The following is a 21,544-nucleotide window of genomic DNA, read 5'->3' on the forward strand; positions in this document are numbered from 1 at the left end:
CGGGGAGAGGAAAGCGCATGTCGACATCAGGCACAATCCGCTGCGGCATTGGCGGCTGGACCTTCGATCCTTGGGAAGGAACGTTTTATCCGGAGACGCTGGCGAAGAAGCGGCAGCTGGAATATGCCAGCAGCCAGCTGAAAGCCATCGAAGTCAACGGCACCTATTACGGCTCTCAAAAGCCGGAAACATTCGCCAAATGGGCGTCGGAAGTGCCGGACGACTTTGTCTTCTCGCTGAAAGCCAGCCGCTTTGCCACCAACAAGAAGGTGCTGGCGGAAGCCGGTGAATCGATCGGCAAATTTCTCGGCCAGGGACTGACGGAACTCGGACCGCATCTCGGACCGATCCTCTGGCAGTTCATGCCAACCAAGAAATTCGATGCCGATGATTTTGGTGCGTTTCTAGCGCTGCTACCGGAGAAGCAGGACGGCCTGACGCTGCAACATGTCGTGGAAGTACGGCATGATTCTTTCTGCACGCCGGAATTCACCGCCTTGCTTGCCAAGCATAAGGTTGCTGTCGTCTGCGCAGACCATTTCGACTATCCGATGATCGCCGACGTCACTAGTGATTTCGTCTATACACGTCTTCAGACCGGCAGCGATGACGTCAAAACCTGCTATGATGAAAAACGCCTCGATCTCTGGGCTGAACGGCTGAAGATCTGGGCAGCAGGCGGCGATGTCAGTGATCTCGCGCATGCCGATCCCGGCCACAAGCCGGAAAAGAAGCCGCGCGACGTGTTTGCCTTCTTCATCACCGAGGGCAAGGTCAATGCCCCGAACGGCGCGCAGGCGCTGCAGAAGCGGGTGAACTGATCAGCGGACTGGCGGCAACGGCCCGATCGCTGCGGCGAGATCGTCTGCAGTCAAGCCCTCGCCTGCCTTAGCGCCTGCCTGGCCGTGTCTCCAGACGCCAGCGGCGGCCGCTTCAAAGGCCGGCATGCCCTGCGCCAGGTGTGCGCCGATGATGCCAGCGAGCGTATCGCCCGATCCCGCCGTCGCCAGCCACGGAGGCGCATTGGCGTTGATTGCGGCGCGGCCGTCTGGTGCCGCAATGACCGTATCGGCGCCTTTGTAGACAATCACGGCATGGCTGCGTTTCGCAGCCGCGAGGGCACGATCAATCTTCGAGAGCGTCTGGTCGGCGTCGATATCGGCAAACAGCCGGGCGAACTCGCCCTCGTGCGGGGTCATCACCAGCCGGGGTTCGCCACCGGAAAAGGCGTTGAAAAGTGGGGCTGGATCATCCTTGAACGCGGTAATCCCGTCGGCATCAAGCACCAGCGCCCTGTCGCAGAGCATTAGAGTATATTGCCGCGCCTTCTCCAGATCGCCAAATCCCGGGCCAAGCACGAAGGCGCTGATACGCCTGTCGGCAAGCCAGTCGGACAGAGCGGCGGCATCCTCGATCTGCTTCAGCATGACGGCGGTCAGATGAACTGCATTGGCGGTGAGCGCTGCAGAGGCGGACGCCACCGTCACCAATCCGGCGCCCGCCTTCAACCCAGCCGCAGCCGAAAGCCGTGCCGCCCCGGTCGAAAGCGACCCGCCTGAAAAGATTGCGAGATGGCCACGCTTGAATTTATGGGCCGAGGGATCAAGGATATGGGCCAGTCCGGCCCAGAGATGCGGGCCATTTTCGCAAAGCCCGCTTGTATGGTTGAGCAGAATACGTTCGGGTATGCCGATATCGAACACCTCAAGACTGCCGCACAATGTGCGTCCCGGCAACAGCAGATGCCCCGGCTTTCGCGCCATGAATGTGACGGTATGCCCGGCTCGAAAGCTCTCGCCGAGCACCTGCCCGGTGAGGCCATCAAGACCGGACGGCAGGTCAACAGCGATAACGGGAATTCCGGCCCGACCCACGGCCTGCATCACCAAAGCTGCGTCATCCGGAACGGCACGGGACAAGCCGGCGCCAAACAAGGCGTCAATGACAACATCTCCAGGTTCGGGCTGGTAGGCCGCAAGTGTTTCAACACTTTTTGCCCACTGCGCATGGGCGCGGGCTGCATCGCCCGTAAGGCGGGCGCTGCAGCCCAATGCGTGAACGGCGACCTCCGCGCCGCTTCGCTGCAACGCGGCAGCGGCGATATAACCATCGCCGCCATTATTGCCAGGCCCGCAGAGAACGACAAACCGCAGCGCCTGTGGATAAAGCCGCAGGGCAGCTGCGGAAACGGCCAGCCCCGCCGATGTCATCAATCCAAAACTGTCGATCCCGGATACTGCCGCATCGCTGTCGATCGCGGACATTTCCGTAGGAGTGATAATGGATACTGTGCGGTCGAAGGACATGCCTCAAAATGCCCGCAAGCAGAAGAGCCGACAAGCTTAAAACGCGATCTTACTTTGTTTACTTTTTAGGCATTTGCACAGAATCCGCACTGACCTGTGCTGGCTTCCGCAGCAACAGCCAATGCACCCTGAGGACAAAGCGCGTTCAGGCAGAAAAATTCATAAAAAATAGGCAAATGACGCTGTTTATTCCGGAGAAAGAGATATGATCATCGCAGCTGAGGGTGTTTTAACCCGAAACAGCATCGCATTTGCCATATCTGGCATATAAAATGCATATTGAGGGCGAGCGGGCATAAGCCTGCCATAACGGGAGAAGCGGAGAGATATTTTCTCATGAAAAAGATCGAAGCGATCATAAAGCCTTTCAAGCTGGACGAAGTGAAGGAAGCCCTTCAGGAAGTTGGCCTGCAAGGGATCACCGTCACCGAAGCCAAAGGCTTTGGGCGCCAGAAGGGTCACACGGAGCTTTATCGTGGGGCAGAATACGTTGTTGATTTTCTCCCGAAGGTGAAAGTTGAAGTCGTATTGGCTGACGAAAATGCGGAGGCCGTGATCGAGGCCATACGGAATGCCGCGCAGACCGGACGTATTGGCGACGGAAAAATCTTCGTCTCCAATATCGAAGAGGTCATCCGCATCCGTACCGGCGAAACCGGCATCGACGCCATCTAATCCGCCTAACCGGTTCGGTTTAGGCCTACCTCGTCATCTCAAAAGAGGGACTTTCAAAACATGACGACTGCAAGTGATATCCTCAAGCAAATCAAGGAAAACGACGTCAAGTTCGTTGATCTGCGCTTCACCGATCCGAAGGGCAAGCTGCATCATCTGACCATGGACATCGGCTGTGTCGACGAAGACATGTTCGCCGATGGCGTCATGTTCGACGGCTCGTCGATCGGCGGCTGGAAGGCCATCAACGAGTCCGACATGGTGCTGATGCCGGATCCGGCGACCGTCCACATGGATCCCTTCTTTGCGCAATCGACGATGGTTATCGTCTGCGACATTCTCGACCCGGTCTCCGGCGAAGCCTATAACCGCGATCCGCGCGGCATTGCCAAGAAGGCCGAAGCTTACCTGAAGGCATCCGGCATCGGCGACACCGTCTATGCAGGCCCTGAACCCGAATTCTTCGTCTTCGACGACGTCAAATACAAGGCCGATCCGTACAATACCGGCTTCAAGCTCGACTCATCCGAGCTGCCGTCGAACGACGATACCGATTACGAGACCGGCAACCTCGGCCATCGCCCGCGCGTCAAGGGCGGCTACTTCCCGGTTCCGCCGGTCGATTCGTGCCAGGACATGCGCTCCGAAATGCTGACGGTGCTCACCGAGATGGGCGTCACCGTCGAAAAGCAGCATCACGAAGTAGCGGCCGCCCAGCATGAACTCGGCGTGAAGTTCGACACGCTCGTTCGCAGCGCCGACAAGGTGCAGATCTACAAGTACGTCGTCCACCAGGTCGCCAATGCCTATGGTAAGACGGCAACCTTCATGCCCAAGCCCATCTTCGGCGATAACGGTTCGGGCATGCACGTCCACCTGTCGATCTGGAAGGACTCAAAGCCGCAGTTCGCCGGCGATGAATATGCCGGCCTGTCGGAGAGCTGCCTGTTCTTCATCGGCGGCATCATCAAGCATGCCAAGTCGATCAACGCCTTCACCAACCCGACGACCAACTCCTACAAGCGTCTCGTTCCGGGCTACGAAGCCCCGGTTCTGCTGGCGTACTCGGCCCGCAACCGCTCGGCTTCTTGCCGCATTCCATTCGGCACGGGTCCGAAGTCCAAGCGCGTCGAAATCCGCTTCCCCGATCCGCTGGGCAACCCCTATCTCGGTTTCGCCGCCATGCTGATGGCCGGTCTCGATGGCATCAAGAACAAGATCCATCCTGGCAAGGCGATGGACAAGGATCTCTATGACCTGCCGCCGAAGGAACTGAAGAAGATCCCGACCGTCTGCGCTTCGTTGCGCGAGGCACTGGAAAGCCTGGACAAGGATCGCAAGTACCTGACCGCCGGTGGCGTCTTCGATGATGACCAGATCGATTCCTACATCGAACTGAAGATGGTCGAAGTCATGCGCTACGAAATGACCCCGCACCCGGTCGAATTCGACATGTACTACTCGGCCTAACAGCCGGATTACGGTCCCGCCTTTGGTGGGTCCGGACGATCAATGTAAAAAGCCGGATTCGCGAGAATCCGGCTTTTTTGTTCTTGGATTTTTGACCAGGTTATTGTTTTTTCAGCCGCTGTTTCAGCAGATTGAGATATTCCTCGTTGCCGTCCTGCGCTTGTTCTGCTGCCGCTGGCGCCTTGCATGCAGGCTTGTAGTCGAGCGCCATGCCGGCCTTGACGCAGACGCCGACCTGCCAGCCGGGCGGCAGCGCCGTCAGATCGGCATCCTTCCATTTCGGATGGCCGCTCGCCTGCAGCTTGTCGAGATTGTTGAGGATAAGGTTGGAGAACTCCGAGACCGCCTTGCAGCTTTCGCGCTGATAGGCGTTGCGCTTGACGTCGTAATCATAGGTCATCATCACGGCCTTGACCGCGATCAGCTCGACCGGTTCCTTCTGGAAAGCATAGGTTCCACCGTCGATCCGCGACGGTGTGTAGGTCGCCAGAAGCGGCGCTTCGGTAATCGGCACGAGATGGAATTTCGCGCCGTCGATCGGATTGTTCTTGAACAGCGCTGCCGGTGCGCCGGCGACGTAGAAGAAGGCATCGATCTCACCAGCGAGAAGTTTTGGCAGGGCTGCGTCCGGATTGAGCGGCACCCGCTCTCCGGTCTTCACCTGCAGGATGTCGAGAACCAGCGAGGACGTCAGAAATGTGCCGCTGTCCTTGACGCCGACGGCCACTTTCTTGCCCGCCAGATCGCCCATGTCCTTGACATCTGTGCGGGCGAGAACATGGATTTCCTCATTGTAGAGCGGATACATGATGCGGACGCCACGAACGGCTTGCTGCACTTCCGGGTCATCGGCCTCGAATGTTTTCAGATATTCAAGCACATCGCTCTGGACGATGCCGAACTGGGTATTCCTGCTGTTGCGCACGCCGACGAAATTCTCGAGCGATCCAGCCGATTCCTTGACGTTGAGTGTCAGGCTGCAGGACTTGCCGAGGGCTGCAATATCGCGCCCGATCTGGATGTAGGTACCCTGCGGCCCGCCGGTCATGATGTTCTTTTCGAACTCGGCTGCCGATACCGGAGTAAGCGCGAGCGCTGTCAGCATCGTCGCGGCCACAAAAGCCTGTCGGAACATCATGTTTCTCCCCGTAAGGCGACCGCCAAGCTGGCGGATACCGGTTGTCAGCAATCACTCTTGAAATCACGCATCAGGTTGCGCATCAGGACCAGCGGCACCTTGTCAAAGACGCTCTCCAGCGCATCCGTAACACAAGCCCCTGATACCAGCTGGTTTTTCAGCCGCTGCTTCTTCTCGTCATCTAGGAAACCCATGCCGCGCGTCGTGCCAATGATGTTGTCCACCATCAACCGGTCACGCGGCACCAATTCGACGCTTGGGGCCGGCTGACCAGTCTCCGGCACAGGCTTGCCGGTCACAGGCGCATTGGATGGCGTTTCGGCAGTCATTCCGGCTGCGGCTTCGAGTTGCTTTTGCAGCGCCTCAACTTTGCGGCGTTCTTCGCCAAGGCTCTGTTCCAGCGTCTTGATCTGCGCGTCGCGGGCAAGTTCAAGCGGCGACTTGAGTGCCGAAGGTTGTTTCCCGGCTTCCGTCACCTTCTGGTCCAATGCTTTTTGCGCTGCTATCGCATTGGCCGTTGCCTTTTCGAGACCCGCCTTCAAGCTGTTTAGCTGATTGTTCAGGGCAAGTTTGTCGGCGCCAAGATTTTGCGCCTGCGTTCTGGCGTCGGTAAGATCATCCCTGGCTGCGCTCAACTGCGCGTTCAGCCCGGCAATCGTCGCCGTAAAATCATCGGAGGCAGATTTGGACGCGGTCTTTTCGGTTAAAAGCAGTTTTTCAAGCGCCGAAATATCCGCATCGCGCTTGTCCAGCAGCCGGGTGAGCTTCGGAACCTCGTTCAGTTTCAGCTCGGCATAGTCTTTTTCCAACTCCTCGGCCCAGTTCCCGGAATTCTTTTTGAAATTGACGAGGTCGTTGTTCGCCTTGTCTCGCTGCGCCGTGACTTCGGCGAGTTCGGTTGTGAGTGAGGCCGTGCTGGTCTTCAACGCGGCAATTTCGGTTTGCATCGCCTGCCGGGCAAACCAGAAATAGCCACCGGCAGCAATCAGCGCCACGCAAAGTACAGCCGGCAAGACGAGGCCGGACGAGCCGCGGCCGCGTGTCGCCTGTTGGTCCCTACCCCACTGATTGCTCATGCTTTATCCGCCACCGAAGAACTCCTCTTGTTTGAGGTACGATGATTTTCCCGGAGAGGCAAGCAACGGCGCGCGGCGACGCCGCCTTGCGTCTATCCATGACGTTTAGCGCCCGCGCCACGTCTGAGCGTAACACTTGATGTTTGAGGAAAAACCACCACATACTACAGCGAAAGGAACCTAACATGATGAAACAAAGAGACGCAAAATTTCAGATTGGACAGGTTGTTCGCCATCGCGTGTTTCCATTCCGTGGCGTCATTTTCGATGTCGATCCGGAATATGCCAACACCGAGGAATGGTGGAATTCAATTCCCGCTGAAGTCCGCCCGACCAGGGATCAGCCGTTTTACCACCTGCTCGCCGAGAATGAGGAAACGGAATACGTTGCCTATGTCTCCGAACAGAACCTCATTTCGGACGAGAGCGGAAAGCCCTTGCGTCATTCCCAAGTGAACGCATTTTTCGATCCGGAGACTGTCGGCCAGTACAAGCCGAAAGCGGTTGTCCAGCACTGAGGTAAGCCATCCGGTAAGGCTTTGCCTGAAAAACAAAAAGCCGCCGCGAGATTGTCGCGGCGGCTTTTTGTTTGATGGCACAGGCAATCAGTTTGCGGTGGCAGCCTTCTGGGCGTCTTCCAACTTCTTGCGGGCGTCTTCAGCCTTCTTCTGCATTTCTTCCTGCAGCAGGCGCTGGCGCTCTTCGAGCTTGGACTGTTCGATCGGCTCGCCGTCGAAAACGCCGGTGAAGCCACCGAGCGAAATCTTGATCGGATTCGGCGCACGCTGGAAGTTAACCGACGTGAACACGACTTCGCCGCCCTTCTTCAGGCTGGCCAGAACGGCATCGCTGAGGGGCACTTCGGCAACGCACTTGTCAGGCATGCAGATAGCGTAGTCGAGCTTGGCGCCCTTGCCACCGTCGATCTGCATCTGGATGCCCGGCGGGATCAGGCGTGCGGATGGAACCGACACCTGCAGAACCTTGCGGTTGACCTTGCCCTGAACGCTGATCAGGCCGACGGCAGTAATCAGCTGACCATTGCTGGCCGTCAACAGATTCTGCACGATGCAGACATCATTGTCTTCCTGCTTGGTGCAGACCTTGAACCAGCCCTGCGGCGGGCGGGCGGCGCCGGCAGCAGCCTGCTGTGCAAAAGACGCGGCCGGCATCGCGGCAACAGCAACTGCGCCGGCAAATGCCGACAAAGCAGCCTTTTTGGTGAAGTTCGACTTGAAGATCATAATGATACCCGTCTCCTGAATTCCGGTGTCTGAGCGGTCTTAAAGACGCTCGTGATCAATGGTCAGCTGCCCGCTCTCCTGTTGGGCAAATGAGGCAATTGCATGACCCTCGTCTCCGGGAACACCTGTTACAGCGAGCGGCGACGGATATCCAGCCTCTCCGCCATTTTTTTGCATTCCGTCCTTGGGCCGGTATCGGCTTTTAAAGTATCGGTTGGTTGGAAATGCTGATCAACGTGTTAATTTGCCGTGATTCACGAGATGACGACAGCAGGAGGCGGGCTTTGCGCGCATTATTTTTGGGTTTGATTTCGGTGCTAGCCACGCTTGGCACCGGTGTAGCTGCACAGGCAGAGCCGGTTCACGGCATCGCCATGCACGGCCAACCCGCCCTGCCCGCCGATTTCAAGAACTTCCCTTACGTCAAGCCGGACGTCAAGAAGGGTGGCCGCGTCTCCTACGGCGTGGTTGGTACGTTCGACAGTCTCAACCCGTTCATTCTGAAGAGCATGCGCACCACAGCGCGCGGCATGCTCGACCCGGAATACGGTAACCTCGTCTATGATTCGCTGATGCAACGCTCGCGAGACGAAGCCTTTTCGCTCTACGGGCTGCTGGCCGAGACAGTGGAGTGGGATGACGACCGCACATTTATCCAGTTCAATCTCAATCCGAAGGCGAAATGGGCCGATGGACAGCCGGTGACGCCAGAGGATGTCATCTTCACGTTCGAACTGTTTCGCGACAAGGGGCGCGTCCCGTTCAGCACGCGGCTTGCAAAGGTCGACAAGGTCGAGAAAATCGGCGAGCGCAGCGTCCGCTTTACATTCAACGACAAAGCCGACCGCGAATTCCCGCTTTTGATCGCCATGACACCGATCCTGCCAAAACATGCGATTGACGTTGCGACATTTGATCAGACCTCGCTCAAGTTCCCGCTCGGCTCCGGCCCCTATCGTGTAGCCGAGGTGAAACCCGGAGAGCGGATCGTCTACAAGCGCAATCCTGATTATTGGGCAAAGGATCTGCCGGCAAAGATCGGTTTCGATAATTACGACGAGATTTCCGTCGAATATTTCCTGCAGGATAATTCGCTATTCGAGGCCTTCAAAAAGGGTGAGATCGACATTTATCCGGAAGGCAGCCCAACAAAATGGGCGCGCAGCTACAATTTCCCGGCCGTCCAGTCCGGCAAGGTCATCAAGGACACGTTCACGCCGAAGACCCCGTCCGGCATGCTCGGTTTCGTCTTCAACACACGCCGGTCGATGTTCGAAAACCCGAAACTGCGTCAGGGCCTGGCATTGGTCTTTGATTTCGAATGGGCAAACAAGAATCTCTTTGACGGAGCCTATACCCGCACGCAAAGCTTCTGGCAGAACTCGGGACTTTCCTATCTCGGTGTTGCTGCCGATAGCCGTGAACTGGGCCTTTTGGGCGACATACGAAACCGCATCAACCCATCGGTCCTCGATGGCACATACCGCCTGCCCGTGACCGATGCCTCGGGCCGCGACCGCAATGTGTTGCGTGAAGCCGTGACGCTGCTGCGTGAAGCAGGCTACGGTATCAAGGATGGCAAGATGCTCAGCGCGCAGGGCATACCGCTCGCCTTCGAGATCATGACCCAGAACGAGGGCCAGGAAAAACTGGCGCTGACCTATCAGCGTTCGCTCGCAGCACTTGGGATTGCCGCATCCGTGCGTACGGTCGATGATTCGCAGTATCAGCAGCGCACCCAGTCCTTCGACTACGATATCATCATGAAATCGTTCCCCTCATCGCTCTCTCCGGGCATCGAGCAGGTCACCTATTGGGGATCGCAGTCACGCGACCAGCAGGGCAGCTCGAATTTTGCCGGTGTCGCCGATAAGGATGTCGATACGCTGGTCGACCATATCCTGCGCGCCGTCAGCGTCGAAGATTTTACGGCAGCCGTGCGAGCACATGATCGCCTGTTGGTTTCCAACTTCTATCTGGTGCCGCTCTACCATGTCGGCTCGCAATGGGTGGCGCGTGAAAAGCGGATTGGCCGTCCGAGTATCGTACCACTCTATGGCTACCAGTTGCCGGCATGGTTTGACGAAACTGTGCAGTAACGTGGAATTGGCGGCGGTATACTTTTGGTAACGCATTGAAAGCGCAAAACGCTGCGCCTATGTCGCTGTTCAACGATATTCCGCGCAAGGAGCAAGTGCATGAACCATGTCAATATCGACGTCGTCTCGGACGTCGTCTGCCCCTGGTGCTATCTTGGCAAGGCGCGGCTCGATCAGGCGATCGCGAATGTCGCCGGCGATGTCCTCGTCACGGTTAACTGGCGGCCGTACCAGCTCAATCCGGATCTGCCGCAGGAAGGCGTCGATCACAAGATCCATCTTGCCGAAAAGCTTGGCGGGCAGGCAGCGGTGGATCGCGCCCATGAAATGCTGGCCGGCCTTGGTGAACAGGACGGAATCGCCTTCAATTTTGATGCCGTGAAGATCAGCCCCAATACGCTTGATGCCCACCGCCTGATCCGATGGGCACTGACCGAAGGCGGCGACACCCAGAGCGAAGTTGCCACCTTATTGTTCAAGGCGAATTTCGAAGAGGGCCGCAACATCGGCGATCACGCGGTATTGCTGGACATTGCAACCGAGGCCGGCCTCGACCGCACAGTGATTGCCGCACTGCTTGCGTCGGATGCGGACAAGGACGCGGTTTCCGAGGAAATCGATATGGCCCGCGGCATGGGCGTCACCGGCGTTCCCTGTTTCATCATCGACAGTAAATATGCCGTCATGGGCGCACAGTCGGTCGAAGTTCTGGAGGATGCACTGCGTGACGTCGCCAAGATGAAGGACACGTCGCAGATCAATTGAGGCCTAATCCGCACAGCAAAAAGCCGCGCAGAATTTTGCGCGGCTTTTGTTTGCGATCAACTTTTTGCCAGACCGGCCAGCTGCGTCATCACGACCGCTGAGCCTGCCAGCCGCTTTTCCGGCGTTGGGAAATCACGCTGGAAGAAGATGCTGTGATCCGGGCGAATCTTCGCCATGATGCCCTGCTTGGCAATGTAGCCCACCAGCGCGCCCGGATTGGGGAATTCGCGATTGCGGAACTGCACGACGACCCCCTTCGGGCCGGCATCGAGTTTTTCGACATTGGCGGTGCGGCAGAGCGACTTGATATAGACGATCTTCAACAGATGCTGGACTTCCAGCGGCAGTGGACCGAACCGGTCAATCAATTCCGCGCCAAACGCATCAATATCGGAAAGCTCGGTAATTTCGCCGAGGCGGCGGTAAAGGCCAAGGCGAAGATGCAGGTCCGGCACATACTCGTCGGGGATCATTACCGGCGTGCCAACGGAAATCTGCGGCGACCAGCCGCTATCGGCGATCTCTTCGTCACCCTTCAGCTCGGCCACCGCCTCTTCCAGCATCTGCTGGTAAAGCTCGAAGCCGACCTCCTTGATATGCCCTGACTGCTCGTCACCCAACAGATTTCCTGCACCGCGGATATCGAGGTCGTGGCTTGCCAACTGGAAACCTGCCCCCAACGTATCCAGAGACTGCAGCACCTTGAGGCGGCGTTCCGCCATGCCGGTCAGCGTCCGGTTGACCGGCAGCGTGAACAAAGCAAAGGCGCGGACCTTGGAACGGCCAACGCGGCCGCGGAGCTGATAGAGCTGCGCCAGGCCGAACATATCAGCGCGGTGCACGATCAGCGTATTGGCCGTCGGCACGTCAAGGCCGGATTCGACGATCGTCGTCGACAGGAGAACATCGTAGCGGCCTTCATAGAAGGCGTTCATGATGTCCTCGAGTTCGGTCGCAGGCATCTGGCCATGGGCGACGGCGACTTTCAGTTCCGGCACATCCGACTTGAGGAAGTCGTGGATCTCCGAGAGATCGGCCAATCGTGGGCAGACGTAAAAACTCTGGCCGCCGCGATAATGTTCGCGCATCAATGTTTCGCGGATCACCAGCGCATCGAACGGCGAAATGAACGTGCGCACTGCCATGCGATCGACCGGCGCCGTGGTGATCAACGACAGTTCGCGAACGCCCGTCAGTGCCAGTTGCAGCGTGCGCGGGATCGGCGTTGCCGACAGCGTCAGCACGTGTACATCGGATTTCAGCTCTTTCAGCCGTTCCTTGTGCTTGACGCCGAAATGCTGCTCTTCGTCGATGATCAACAGGCCGAGATTGGCAAAATTGATCGAGGCGCCGAGCAGCGCATGCGTGCCGACGACGATATCGGTCTTGCCGTCCGCCACTTCCTTCTTGGTCAGCGCCAGTTCCTTTGAGCCGACAAGACGGGAGGCCTGGGCAATCCGCACCGGCAGTCCGCGAAAACGCTCGCTGAATGACTTGAAATGCTGGCGGGCAAGCAGCGTCGTTGGCACGACCACCGCCACCTGAACGCCGTTCATCGCAGCGATGAAGGCGGCACGCAGCGCGACTTCGGTCTTGCCGAAACCAACGTCACCGCAGACGAGCCGGTCCATTGGACGGCCAGCACCAAGGTCGTCGCGCACGGATTCGATCGACGTCAGCTGATCTTCGGTCTCGTCGTAGGGGAAGCGGGCAGCAAACTCGTCGTAAAGCCCTTCCGGCGTCGTCAAAACCGGCGCATGACGCGTCAGACGTTCGGCGGCGATGCGGATCAGACCGCCCGCCATGTCGAGCAGGCGTTTTTTCAGCTTGGCCTTGCGCGCCTGCCAGGCAACGCCGCCGAGCTTGTCGAGCACGGCATCGCTGCCTTCCGAGCCATAGCGCGACAGAAGCTCGATGTTTTCGACCGGTAGGAACAGTTTTGCTTCATCGGCATAGACCAGCTCAAGACAGGCATGCGGGGCACCGGCGGCCTCAATGGTGCGCAGGCCGATAAACCGGCCGATGCCATGTTCGGCGTGCACGACAATGCTGCCCTCATCCAGACCAGCCACTTCCGCGATGAAATCGGCACCGCGCTTGCGGCGCTTCGAGCGGCGCACCATGCGGTCGCCGAGGATATCCTGCTCGCCGATGACAACCAGATTGCCCGTTTCAAAGCCGCTTTCGAGACTGAGGACAGCGGATGCGGCTTCTCCGGGTTTCAGGCTGTTGACTTCGGACAGCGCCTTGACCGGCTTGATATAGGCAAGACCGTGTTCGGCCAGCACCTGCAACAGACGGTCAAGCGATCCCTCCGACCACGCTGATATCAGCACCCTGGCGCCCTTGGCGCGACGGTCGGCGATATATTTGACGGCCTGATCGAAGACGTTGACGCGCTCGGCGTCGCTGGTCGATTCCGTGGCGTTTTTCGCCCAGCGGACGCCGAGACGTGCGTCGACGGTGATCACCTGGCGCGCTTCGCCTTCGTGTTCGCTGAACGGCGACAGACGCACCGCATTGCGCGACACCAAGGCGGCATTGAACGCCTCGGCACTGAGATACAGCATCTCCGGCGGCACCGGCTTGTAGGGCGTGCCCTGCGAAATCTGCGATTTTCCCGGCGAGGCCGACGACTGGCGGGCCTCGTAATAATCCTGAACCAGCTTGGACCGCTCGGCAGCGGCTTCGCGAACAACATGATCGGTGACGATATGGAAGCCAGCGAGATAATCGAACACGGTATCGAGCGTGTCGTAGAACAATGGCAACCAATGTTCCATGCCGGCATAACGGCGGCCTTCGGAAACCGCCAGATAAAGCGCGTCATCGCGGGTGGCCGCGCCGAACATCGACAGGTACTGCGTGCGGAAATGGCTGATCGTTTCCGGCGTCAGCGATACCTCGCTCATCGGGTTGAGATCGAGCGAACGCGCCTTGCCGGTGGTGCGCTGGCTGGCCGGATCGAACGAGCGGATGCTTTCCAGGGTATCGCCAAAGAAATCCAACCGCACCGGCTCATCATTGCCGGGGACGAAGACATCGAGAATGCCGCCCCGCACCGCATATTCGCCGACCTCGCGAACCGTGGCGACGCGCTCGAAGCCATTGCGGCCAAGCCGGGCGGCGATATCGTCCATGCGGATAATCGCACCCGGGCGCGCCGAAAAGGCGAGATTTTCGATGATATCCTGCGGCGCCATCTTCTGCAGGGCAGCATTGACAGTGACGAGCACGATGGCCGGATGCGGTTTTTTCGCGTGCGCGATCAGGCCGCTCAGCGTTGCCAGGCGCCGCGCTGACGTGTCGGCACTGGGGGACACGCGGTCATAGGGCAGGCAGTCCCAACCCGGCAGGGTCAAGACGGGAATATCAGGGGCGGCGAAACCCAGCATCTGCTCGACATCGGCGATGCGCTGACCGTCAGACAGAATATAGGCGACCGGGCCATTGGCGCGGGCAAGCTCGGCAAGGATCAGCGGTTCCACCCCGGCCGGAACCGGGCCGATGGTCAGCTCGCGGGTGGCGCGGGCAACTTTCTTGGGGTCAAAACCGGCGATCATCAGGCGTTTTTGTCCTTGTCGGCAAGCAGCACATCAAAATCGGGGCGATAGGACACGATCCGATTGAACAATGGCGTGCGATAGCGCTCCGGTACCGGCTGCGATCCAAGCACCCACTTGAGCAAGTCGGTGTCCTCTTCGCCCATGATCGTTTCGAGCTCGTCGAGCTCGGTCTCTGCCAGATCAGCAAGCTCATTATCGGCGAACTGTCCGAAAACCAGATCCATCTCGCGCACTCCCCGGTGCCAGGCGCGGAAAAGAATCCGTTTGCGGCGCGGATCGAGATCGGCGCTGGTGCGTGTGATGCCGGTCATGAAAAGTCCTTCCTGCCACCGCTTCGCGAAAGGCGGCGTTTCGCTATGGCTCTATAAACGCTGAAAAGATAAATGTCAGCCTTGCCAAAGACCTAATCCTAGTTTCAGTCTGCCCCGCATGCGCCCTGCCCTTCTCGATCCGCTTTTTGCTCCGCTCAACTCGCTTCCCGGCATCGGCCCGAAAGCCGGCGAACTCTATGCGCGGCTGCTTGGCCGAGAAAGTATTGACGATTGCCGGGTGATCGACCTTGTCTTTCACGCCCCGCATTCATTGATCGACCGGCGTCATCAGCCCGGTATTGCGCGCGCCCCCCAAGGCGTCATCGTCACCATTACCGGCCGGGTTGATCGGCATCAGCCACCACCGCCGCGCACCAGCCAGCCCTACCGCGTCTTCCTTCATGATGATACCGGCGAACTGGCGCTGACCTTCTTCCGGGTCAAGGGAAACTGGCTGGAAAAGGCGCTGCCGGTGGACGAGACCATCACCGTCAGTGGCAAGGTCGATTGGTTCAATGGTCGTCCATCGATGGTTCATCCGGATTACATGGTGCGGGCAACGGAGGCTGAAAACCTGCCGCTGGTCGAGCCCGTCTATCCGATGACCGCAGGCTTATCTGCCCGTATTCTGCGCAAGGCGATCGAGGCGGCCCTGCCTCGCATTCCGGACTTTCCAGAATGGATTGAAGAAGCCCTGATGCAGAAACAGGGCTTTCAGTCTGCGCGTGATTGTTTCCTCGCCTTGCACGATCCGCGCGATGGCACCGATCTCGATCCACAGGCGCCCGCCCGCCGGCGGCTTGCCTATGACGAATTCCTCGCCGGACAGCTCTCGCTGTCGCTGGTGCGTCAGCGGCTGCGCAAGGTTGCCGGAATACCGGTTCACGCAACGGGAAAACTCAGCAAGCCGGTGCTTGCAGCCCTGCCGTTTTCGCTGACCGGCAGCCAGGAGACAGCAATCGGCGAAGTGCTGAAGGACATAGCGGGCACAGAACGCATGCTGCGGCTGCTGCAAGGCGACGTCGGCTCTGGAAAAACCGCGGTGGCGCTGATGTCGATGCTAGCTGCCGTCGAGGCTGGCGGTCAGGCCGTGCTGATGGCACCGACCGAAATTCTCGCACGCCAGCATTTTGCAACACTGTCGAAGATGGCGGCACCTGCCGGTGTAACCATCGACGTCCTGACCGGCCGCACCAAGGGCCGCGAGCGCGACGCCATTCTGGAACGCATCGCATCCGGCGAAACGCAGATTGTCATCGGCACGCATGCGCTGTTCCAGGACACCGTCGTCTATAACAATCTTCTGCTTGCGGTCGTCGATGAACAACACCGCTTCGGTGTGCACCAGCGCCTGCGGCTGACGGCCAAGGGCATTTCCCCGCATATGCTGGTCATGACAGCAACTCCCATCCCACGCACGCTGGTTCTCGCCGCATTCGGCGACATGGACGTCTCGAAACTTACCGAAAAGCCGGCGGGGCGAAAGCCGATCCAGACCGTGACGGTATCGACCGAACGCACCGGTGAAATCGTCGACCGGTTGCGCACCGCGCTGGCCGAAGGCAAGAAAGCCTACTGGATATGCCCGCTGGTCGAGGAATCGGAAGCTTCCGACCTGATGTCTGCCGATGAGCGCTTCCAGAGCCTCGACAAGCAGTTCGGCCCGAATGTCGGCCTCGTGCATGGACGCATGAACGGCGCGGAAAAGGATGCGGTGATGCTCGCCTTCAAGAATGGCGAGATCCGGCTTCTTGTTGCCACCACTGTCGTCGAGGTCGGGGTCGATGTGCCGGACGCAACGATCATGGTGATCGAGCATGCGGAACGGTTCGGGCTGGCTCAGTTGCATCAGCTGCGCGGCCGTGTCGGACGCGGTGATGAAGCCTCGACCTGCATCCTGCTCTACAAGGGACCACTCAGCGAGAACGGCCGCGCACGCCTGTCGATTCTACGGGAAACAGAAGACGGTTTCCTGATCGCCGAAGAGGATCTGAAACTGCGCGGCGAAGGTGAATTGCTTGGCACGCGGCAGTCCGGAACACCGGGTTTCCGCATCGCCAGCCTGGAAGCGCATGGCGATCTGTTGGAAATTGCCCGCAAGGATGCCGCGTATGTCATCGAGCGGGATCCCGACCTGACGACTGAACGGGGTGAAGCATTGCGAACTCTGCTCTATCTGCATCGCCGCGACGAAGCGATCCGTTTTCTCAGGGCCGGCTAAGCGTCTTGCCGCGTTTTGCGGGTGTTTCCTGCTGCGGGACTGCCAGAGTTTTCGGCAGATATTCGGGCGAGACCAACCCACCCGACAGAAGCAGCTTGGCAGCATCTTCCGGGCTCATATCGAGCGGCACAATTTTTTCACGCGGTACGAAAATCAGGAATCCGGCGGTTGGTACCGGCGTCGGTGGCAGGAAGACGGCAACCATGTCGAGGCCGCGTTCGGTAAATTTCACCGCTATCTCGCCCTTGGCATCCGTCGCAATGAACACCAGCGCCCAGAGACCAGGGCTTGGATATTCGATCAGCCCTGCCTTCTTGAAGGAATTCGACTGATCCTGCAGCACCGTCTGGAAAATCTGCTTCAGGCCCTTGTAGATCGAGCGGACCAGCGGCGTGCGGACAAGCAGTGATTCACCGAAACCAACGACGCTGCGGCCAATGAGGTTGGCGGTGAAGAAGCCGACCAGCGTTATCAGCATCAATGCTGTCAGCAAGCCAAAGCCGGGCACCGGATACGGCAGAAAATTGTCCGGGTTATAATCGAATGGCAGGTAGGGTTTGACCCAGCTATCGGCCCAGAGAATGAACGACCAGGTGATCCAGGCAGTAATCGCGAGCGGCGCACAGATGATCAGACCGGTCAGGAAATAATTCCTCAACCGCGTGGCGAAAAACCCACGTACCGGTTTGTCTGTCATGCCACTCCGTCTTGCCCATCGCCGCCAGCGTAAAATGCCGCGTTATAGTTTACTGTGCCGGACGCCTGACGTGAGGACAAGGGCTGCACCAAGAAATATTGCGGCGCACAATCCTTGAGGACAAACCGAGGATCGTTACGGAACTCAAATTTCCGGTATAAATCCGGATCGCCCATGACGACGCAGCCGGCCGCTCCCTGATCTCGCAACATGTCCAGCCCTTGGCGGATCAGGGCGCCTCCGATGCCCCGCCCCTGGTATTGAGGCACGACCGATACCGGACCGAGCCCGAACCAGCCCTTCGAACCATCGGACAGTTCGACCGGCGAAAAGGCGATATGGCCGACAATTTCGTCATCCACCACTGCCACCAGCGAAATGCTCAAAGCACCCGCCTGGCGCAAGCGATCAACGATCAGGTGTTCTGTCTGGTCGCTGTGCGGATGATCCCTGAAGGCCGCGATCGTAACATCACGGATGGCTGGGATATCAGTCGGACTTTCTGGCCGTATGATCATTCCACCGTGACCGATTTGGCCAGATTGCGCGGCTGATCGACGTCGGTGCCCATGAAGACGGCCGTATGATAGGCTAGCAGCTGGATCGGCAGCGAGAAGATCATCGGTGCGATGATTTCATCGACATTCGGCAGCACGATCGTGCTCATCGTCTCGAGCTTGGAGGCGGCGGCGCCCTTCTCGTCGGTGATGAAGATGATGCGGCCGCCGCGTGCGGCGACTTCCTGCATGTTCGACACCGTCTTTTCGAAGAAGCGGTCATGCGGCGCGATGACGATAACCGGCATATTCTCATCGATCAGCGCGATCGGGCCATGTTTCAACTCACCTGCCGCATAGCCCTCGGCGTGAATGTAGGAAATTTCCTTGAGCTTCAGCGCGCCTTCCATCGCCAGCGGATAGCTGGTGCCGCGGCCGAGATAGAGCACGTCCTTGCACTTCGACAATTCGCGCGACAGGCTTTCGATCGTCGGCTGGATGCTGTTAAGCACCTTGCCCATGATGCGCGGCATTTCGGCCAGGCTGCGGACGAGGACCTTTTCCTCGGCCTCAGAGACCGTTCCGCGCGCCCGACCGGCGCCGATGGCAAGAGCTGCGAGCACGGACAGCTGGCAGGTAAAGGCTTTGGTCGAGGCAACACCGATTTCCGGGCCGGCCATGATCGGGAAGATCGCGTCGGATTCCCGCGCGATGGTCGATTCCTTGACGTTGACGACGGCGCCGATCTTCAGGCCGTTTTCCTTGCAATAGCGCAGCGAAGCCAGCGTGTCGGCAGTTTCGCCGGACTGGGAGATGAAGAGTGCCGCCGATTGCGGCGACAGCGGGATATCGCGGTAACGGAATTCCGAAGCCACGTCGATTTCGACCGGCAGGCGGGCATAACGTTCGAACCAGTATTTGCCGACCAGGCCGGCGAGATAGGCGGTGCCGCAAGCCGAGATGGCAAGGCTCGGCACCTTGGCAAAATCGATCGCGGCGGCGATCGGATTGACCTTGTTCTCAATGAAATCGACGTAGTGACCGAGCGCGTGCGAAATCACCTCGGGCTGCTCGTAGATTTCTTTTTCCATGAAATGCCGGTGATTGCCCTTGTCGACCATATAGGCTGCGGCAACCGACACCTGACGCGGACGCGACACCGGATTACCGCTGTGATCAAGGATTTCGATACTGGTAGCTGTCAGGACGGCCCAATCGCCATCGATCAGATAGGTGATTTCGTTGGTGAACGGCGACAGCGCTATGGCGTCGGAACCGAGGAACATTTCACCCTTGCCGAAACCGACAGCAAGCGGCGGGCCGCTGCGGGCGGCCATAATCGTGTCCGGCGCATCCTGAAAGATGACGGCCAGAGCATAGGCGCCAGTCACACGTCGCAGCATCGCCTGCATGGCGTCCCTGTGGCTCATGCCGTCGCGGATCAGCTTCGCCAGCAATTGTGCGACGACCTCGGTGTCGGTTTGCGTCTTGAAGGTCGCGCCGGCAGCGGCAAGCTCGTCCTTCAATTCGGAAAAATTCTCGATGATGCCATTATGGACGACAGCCACGCCGTCAGTGAAATGCGGATGGGCATTGTTTTCTGTGGGGGCGCCATGCGTTGCCCATCGTGTGTGGGCAATGCCGGTCTGGCCGGCCAGCGGCTCGCCGCGCAGCCTGGTTTCAAGGTTGACCAGCTTGCCTTCGGCACGGCGGCGCTCGAGCACACCGTCATGGATCGTCGCGACGCCGGCGGAATCATAACCGCGATATTCGAGCCGCTTCAGCGCATCGACAAGACGCTCGGAGACGGGCTGGTTTCCAACGATACCGACGATGCCGCACATATATCTCTTCTCCGCAATTTTTTCGTGAGACCGGGACAGGCGTGACGCCGATCCAAATTCATTCTTCAGATGCCGCCTTGGTATCGAATTTCCAAAAATGCGCAATCGGCCCGAACCTCACTTTCGGTTTCAGGCTTTAACCGTGGCGCGACGGCAGGCTACTTCTTTTTGGCAGCCTTTTCCGCCTGATAGCGCTCACGCAGGATTTTCGCCCGCCCAGGCTTGATCTCCTGGCGCGCGCGCCCGAAAGCGACCGCGTCCGAGGGTACATCTTCGGTAATGACGCTGCCAGAAGCAACAAGTGCGCCATCCCCCACCGATACCGGCGCCACCAGCGACGAATTCGAGCCGATAAAGGCGTTCGCACCGATGCGGGTGATGTGCTTGTTGACGCCATCATAGTTGCAGGTGATCGTGCCTGCGCCGATATTGGTTTTCTCGCCGACGAATGCGTCGCCGATATAAGTCAGATGATTGACCTTGGCCCCGGCGCCGATCTCGGCCTTCTTCACCTCGCAGAAATTGCCGACCTTCGAATCCGGGCCGAGATTGGCGCCCGGGCGCAGCCGCGCGTAGGGACCGACGGCTGCCTCTGCTCCGACATGCGCACCTTCGAGATGCGAGAAAGCATGGATCACAGCGCCACTTTCAATGGTGACGCCCGGACCGAAGACGACGTTCGGCTCGATCAGGACATCCTGTGCAATTTGCGTATCAAAGGCCAGGAAAACGGTTTCCGGCGCGATCATCGAAACACCGGAGACCATCATCTCGTGACGGCGGCGTTTCTGCCAGATAGCCTCGATCGCGGCCAGTTCCGCCCGGTTGTTACAGCCGGTCAGTTCCGTCTCCGGTGCCTCAACGGCGATTGCCTTGCCGCCTTTGGCGCGAACGATTTCGACGATATCGGTGAGGTAGTATTCGCCCTTGGCATTGGCATTGCCGATCTTACCAAGCAATTCCAGCGCCTTGGCACCGTTGATCGCCATCAGGCCACCGTTGCAATAGGTGATCTTTCGTTCGTCCTCGCTCGCATCCTTCTGCTCGCGGATCGCCACAAGCGCGCCATCCTCGACGATGAGCCTGCCGTAACCGGTGGGATCAGCGGTCTGAAAGCCTATTACGACAACATCGTTGCCGTCGGCCAGCCCCTGACGTGCGGCCAGAAGCGGCGCCGCCGTGATCAGAGGGGTATCGCCGAACACGACGAGAATATCGTCATAGCCCTTCGCGATGGCTTCCTTTGCCGCAAGAACGGCATGGCCCGTCCCGAGGCGTTCGGTCTGGAGAAATGCTGCCGTGTCGATATCGTTGCGGGCGGCAGCGGCTTGAACCGCTTCGGCATCACGGCCAAGGACAAGCGCCACGGAGGAAATCGAAGCGTTGACCAGAGATTCCACCACATGCGCAATCATCGGCCGGCCGGCGACCGGGTGCAGCACCTTCGACATGGACGACTTCATCCGGGTGCTTTCTCCCGCCGCCAAGACAATCGCCAGGCATGTGCGCTTCATTCACGTTCTCCCGCTTTGGTGGCTGCCAGTTTCGAAACCGGCACGATTCCGCCCGCTACATAACAGGAAGTTCTTACCAAAACAAGTAAAAACAAATAGTTAGCAAAATGTCATGACTTGC

At 58.9% G+C, this 21,544-nt stretch carries 17 protein-coding genes; 7 read left to right on the forward strand and 10 right to left on the reverse strand.

The annotated features are described in order from the left end of the window. The first annotated feature begins 17 nt into the window (after nucleotides 1-17). Nucleotides 18-821, forward strand: coding sequence for a DUF72 domain-containing protein (locus ASD36_RS15580; protein WP_060505400.1), 804 nt, complete (start codon nucleotides 18-20; stop codon nucleotides 819-821). Here the strand turns inward: ASD36_RS15580 and ASD36_RS15585 are convergent, their stop codons facing one another. Continuing rightward, nucleotides 822-2,306, reverse strand: coding sequence for a bifunctional ADP-dependent NAD(P)H-hydrate dehydratase/NAD(P)H-hydrate epimerase (locus ASD36_RS15585; protein ID WP_060505399.1), 1,485 nt, complete (start codon nucleotides 2,304-2,306; stop codon nucleotides 822-824). A 336-nt stretch (nucleotides 2,307-2,642) separates the two neighbouring features. Between ASD36_RS15585 and ASD36_RS15590 the strand changes: the two genes are divergently transcribed. Further along, the gene (locus ASD36_RS15590) at nucleotides 2,643-2,981 is read left to right on the forward strand and encodes a P-II family nitrogen regulator (RefSeq protein WP_018324798.1); all 339 of its coding nucleotides are present in this window, start codon (nucleotides 2,643-2,645) and stop codon (nucleotides 2,979-2,981) included. A 60-nt stretch (nucleotides 2,982-3,041) separates the two neighbouring features. Beyond that, a complete protein-coding gene (glnA, locus tag ASD36_RS15595; RefSeq protein WP_060505398.1) occupies nucleotides 3,042-4,451 on the forward strand; it encodes a type I glutamate--ammonia ligase in 1,410 nt (469 codons plus the stop codon). A gap of 100 nt (nucleotides 4,452-4,551) precedes the next feature. Here glnA and ASD36_RS15600 read toward each other — a convergent pair whose 3' ends face one another. After that, entirely contained in the window at nucleotides 4,552-5,589 is a 1,038-nt protein-coding gene (locus ASD36_RS15600) for a TAXI family TRAP transporter solute-binding subunit (protein WP_060505397.1), read from the reverse strand. Between the two features lie 44 nt (nucleotides 5,590-5,633). Then, nucleotides 5,634-6,665 carry a hypothetical protein gene (locus tag ASD36_RS15605; RefSeq protein WP_060505396.1) on the reverse strand — a complete coding sequence of 344 codons (1,032 nt, stop codon included), beginning with the start codon at nucleotides 6,663-6,665 and terminating at the stop codon, nucleotides 5,634-5,636. A 188-nt stretch (nucleotides 6,666-6,853) separates the two neighbouring features. Here ASD36_RS15605 and hspQ point away from each other — a divergent pair, with 188 nt between their 5' ends. Further along, on the forward strand, nucleotides 6,854-7,183 hold the full coding sequence (gene hspQ / locus ASD36_RS15610) for a heat shock protein HspQ (protein WP_060505632.1): 330 nt from the start codon (nucleotides 6,854-6,856) through the stop codon (nucleotides 7,181-7,183). A gap of 87 nt (nucleotides 7,184-7,270) precedes the next feature. Here hspQ and ASD36_RS15615 read toward each other — a convergent pair whose 3' ends face one another. Then, the gene (locus ASD36_RS15615) at nucleotides 7,271-7,909 is read right to left on the reverse strand and encodes an invasion associated locus B family protein (RefSeq protein ID WP_060505395.1); all 639 of its coding nucleotides are present in this window, start codon (nucleotides 7,907-7,909) and stop codon (nucleotides 7,271-7,273) included. A gap of 284 nt (nucleotides 7,910-8,193) precedes the next feature. Between ASD36_RS15615 and ASD36_RS15620 the strand changes: the two genes are divergently transcribed. Both ASD36_RS15620 and ASD36_RS15625 read left to right on the forward strand, forming a co-directional pair. Further along, nucleotides 8,194-10,008: an extracellular solute-binding protein gene (locus ASD36_RS15620; protein WP_060505394.1), complete on the forward strand. Its 1,815-nt coding sequence runs from the start codon at nucleotides 8,194-8,196 to the stop codon at nucleotides 10,006-10,008. A gap of 99 nt (nucleotides 10,009-10,107) precedes the next feature. Continuing rightward, entirely contained in the window at nucleotides 10,108-10,773 is a 666-nt protein-coding gene (locus tag ASD36_RS15625) for a DsbA family oxidoreductase (RefSeq protein ID WP_060505393.1), read from the forward strand. A gap of 56 nt (nucleotides 10,774-10,829) precedes the next feature. Here ASD36_RS15625 and mfd read toward each other — a convergent pair whose 3' ends face one another. Both mfd and ASD36_RS15635 read right to left on the reverse strand, forming a co-directional pair. Continuing rightward, nucleotides 10,830-14,336, reverse strand: coding sequence for a transcription-repair coupling factor (gene mfd / locus ASD36_RS15630; protein WP_060511053.1), 3,507 nt, complete (start codon nucleotides 14,334-14,336; stop codon nucleotides 10,830-10,832). Continuing rightward, nucleotides 14,336-14,650, reverse strand: coding sequence for a succinate dehydrogenase assembly factor 2 (locus ASD36_RS15635; protein WP_060505391.1), 315 nt, complete (start codon nucleotides 14,648-14,650; stop codon nucleotides 14,336-14,338). The genes mfd and ASD36_RS15635 overlap by 1 nt, the downstream gene beginning before the upstream one ends. Before the next feature lie 118 nt (nucleotides 14,651-14,768). Between ASD36_RS15635 and recG the strand changes: the two genes are divergently transcribed. Beyond that, nucleotides 14,769-16,871: an ATP-dependent DNA helicase RecG gene (gene recG / locus ASD36_RS15640; RefSeq protein ID WP_060505390.1), complete on the forward strand. Its 2,103-nt coding sequence runs from the start codon at nucleotides 14,769-14,771 to the stop codon at nucleotides 16,869-16,871. On the opposite strand, the gene ASD36_RS15645 is transcribed toward recG, so the two are convergent. The 4 genes from ASD36_RS15645 to glmU form a co-directional block, all read right to left on the reverse strand. Next, nucleotides 16,858-17,568: a DUF502 domain-containing protein gene (locus tag ASD36_RS15645; protein ID WP_060511055.1), complete on the reverse strand. Its 711-nt coding sequence runs from the start codon at nucleotides 17,566-17,568 to the stop codon at nucleotides 16,858-16,860. The two genes, recG and ASD36_RS15645, sit on opposite strands and share 14 nt — an antisense overlap. Continuing rightward, a complete protein-coding gene (locus ASD36_RS15650) occupies nucleotides 17,565-18,086 on the reverse strand; it encodes an N-acetyltransferase (protein WP_060505388.1) in 522 nt (173 codons plus the stop codon). The genes ASD36_RS15645 and ASD36_RS15650 overlap by 4 nt, the downstream gene beginning before the upstream one ends. Next, nucleotides 18,083-19,909: a glutamine--fructose-6-phosphate transaminase (isomerizing) gene (gene glmS, locus ASD36_RS15655; protein WP_060505387.1), complete on the reverse strand. Its 1,827-nt coding sequence runs from the start codon at nucleotides 19,907-19,909 to the stop codon at nucleotides 18,083-18,085. The genes ASD36_RS15650 and glmS overlap by 4 nt, the downstream gene beginning before the upstream one ends. Nucleotides 19,910-20,067: 158 nt before the next feature. Beyond that, nucleotides 20,068-21,423, reverse strand: coding sequence for a bifunctional UDP-N-acetylglucosamine diphosphorylase/glucosamine-1-phosphate N-acetyltransferase GlmU (gene glmU / locus ASD36_RS15660; RefSeq protein WP_060505386.1), 1,356 nt, complete (start codon nucleotides 21,421-21,423; stop codon nucleotides 20,068-20,070). Nucleotides 21,424-21,544: the final 121 nt, after the last annotated feature.

Source organism: Rhizobium sp. Root1334, assembly GCF_001426665.1.
GTDB lineage: Bacteria > Pseudomonadota > Alphaproteobacteria > Rhizobiales > Rhizobiaceae > Pararhizobium.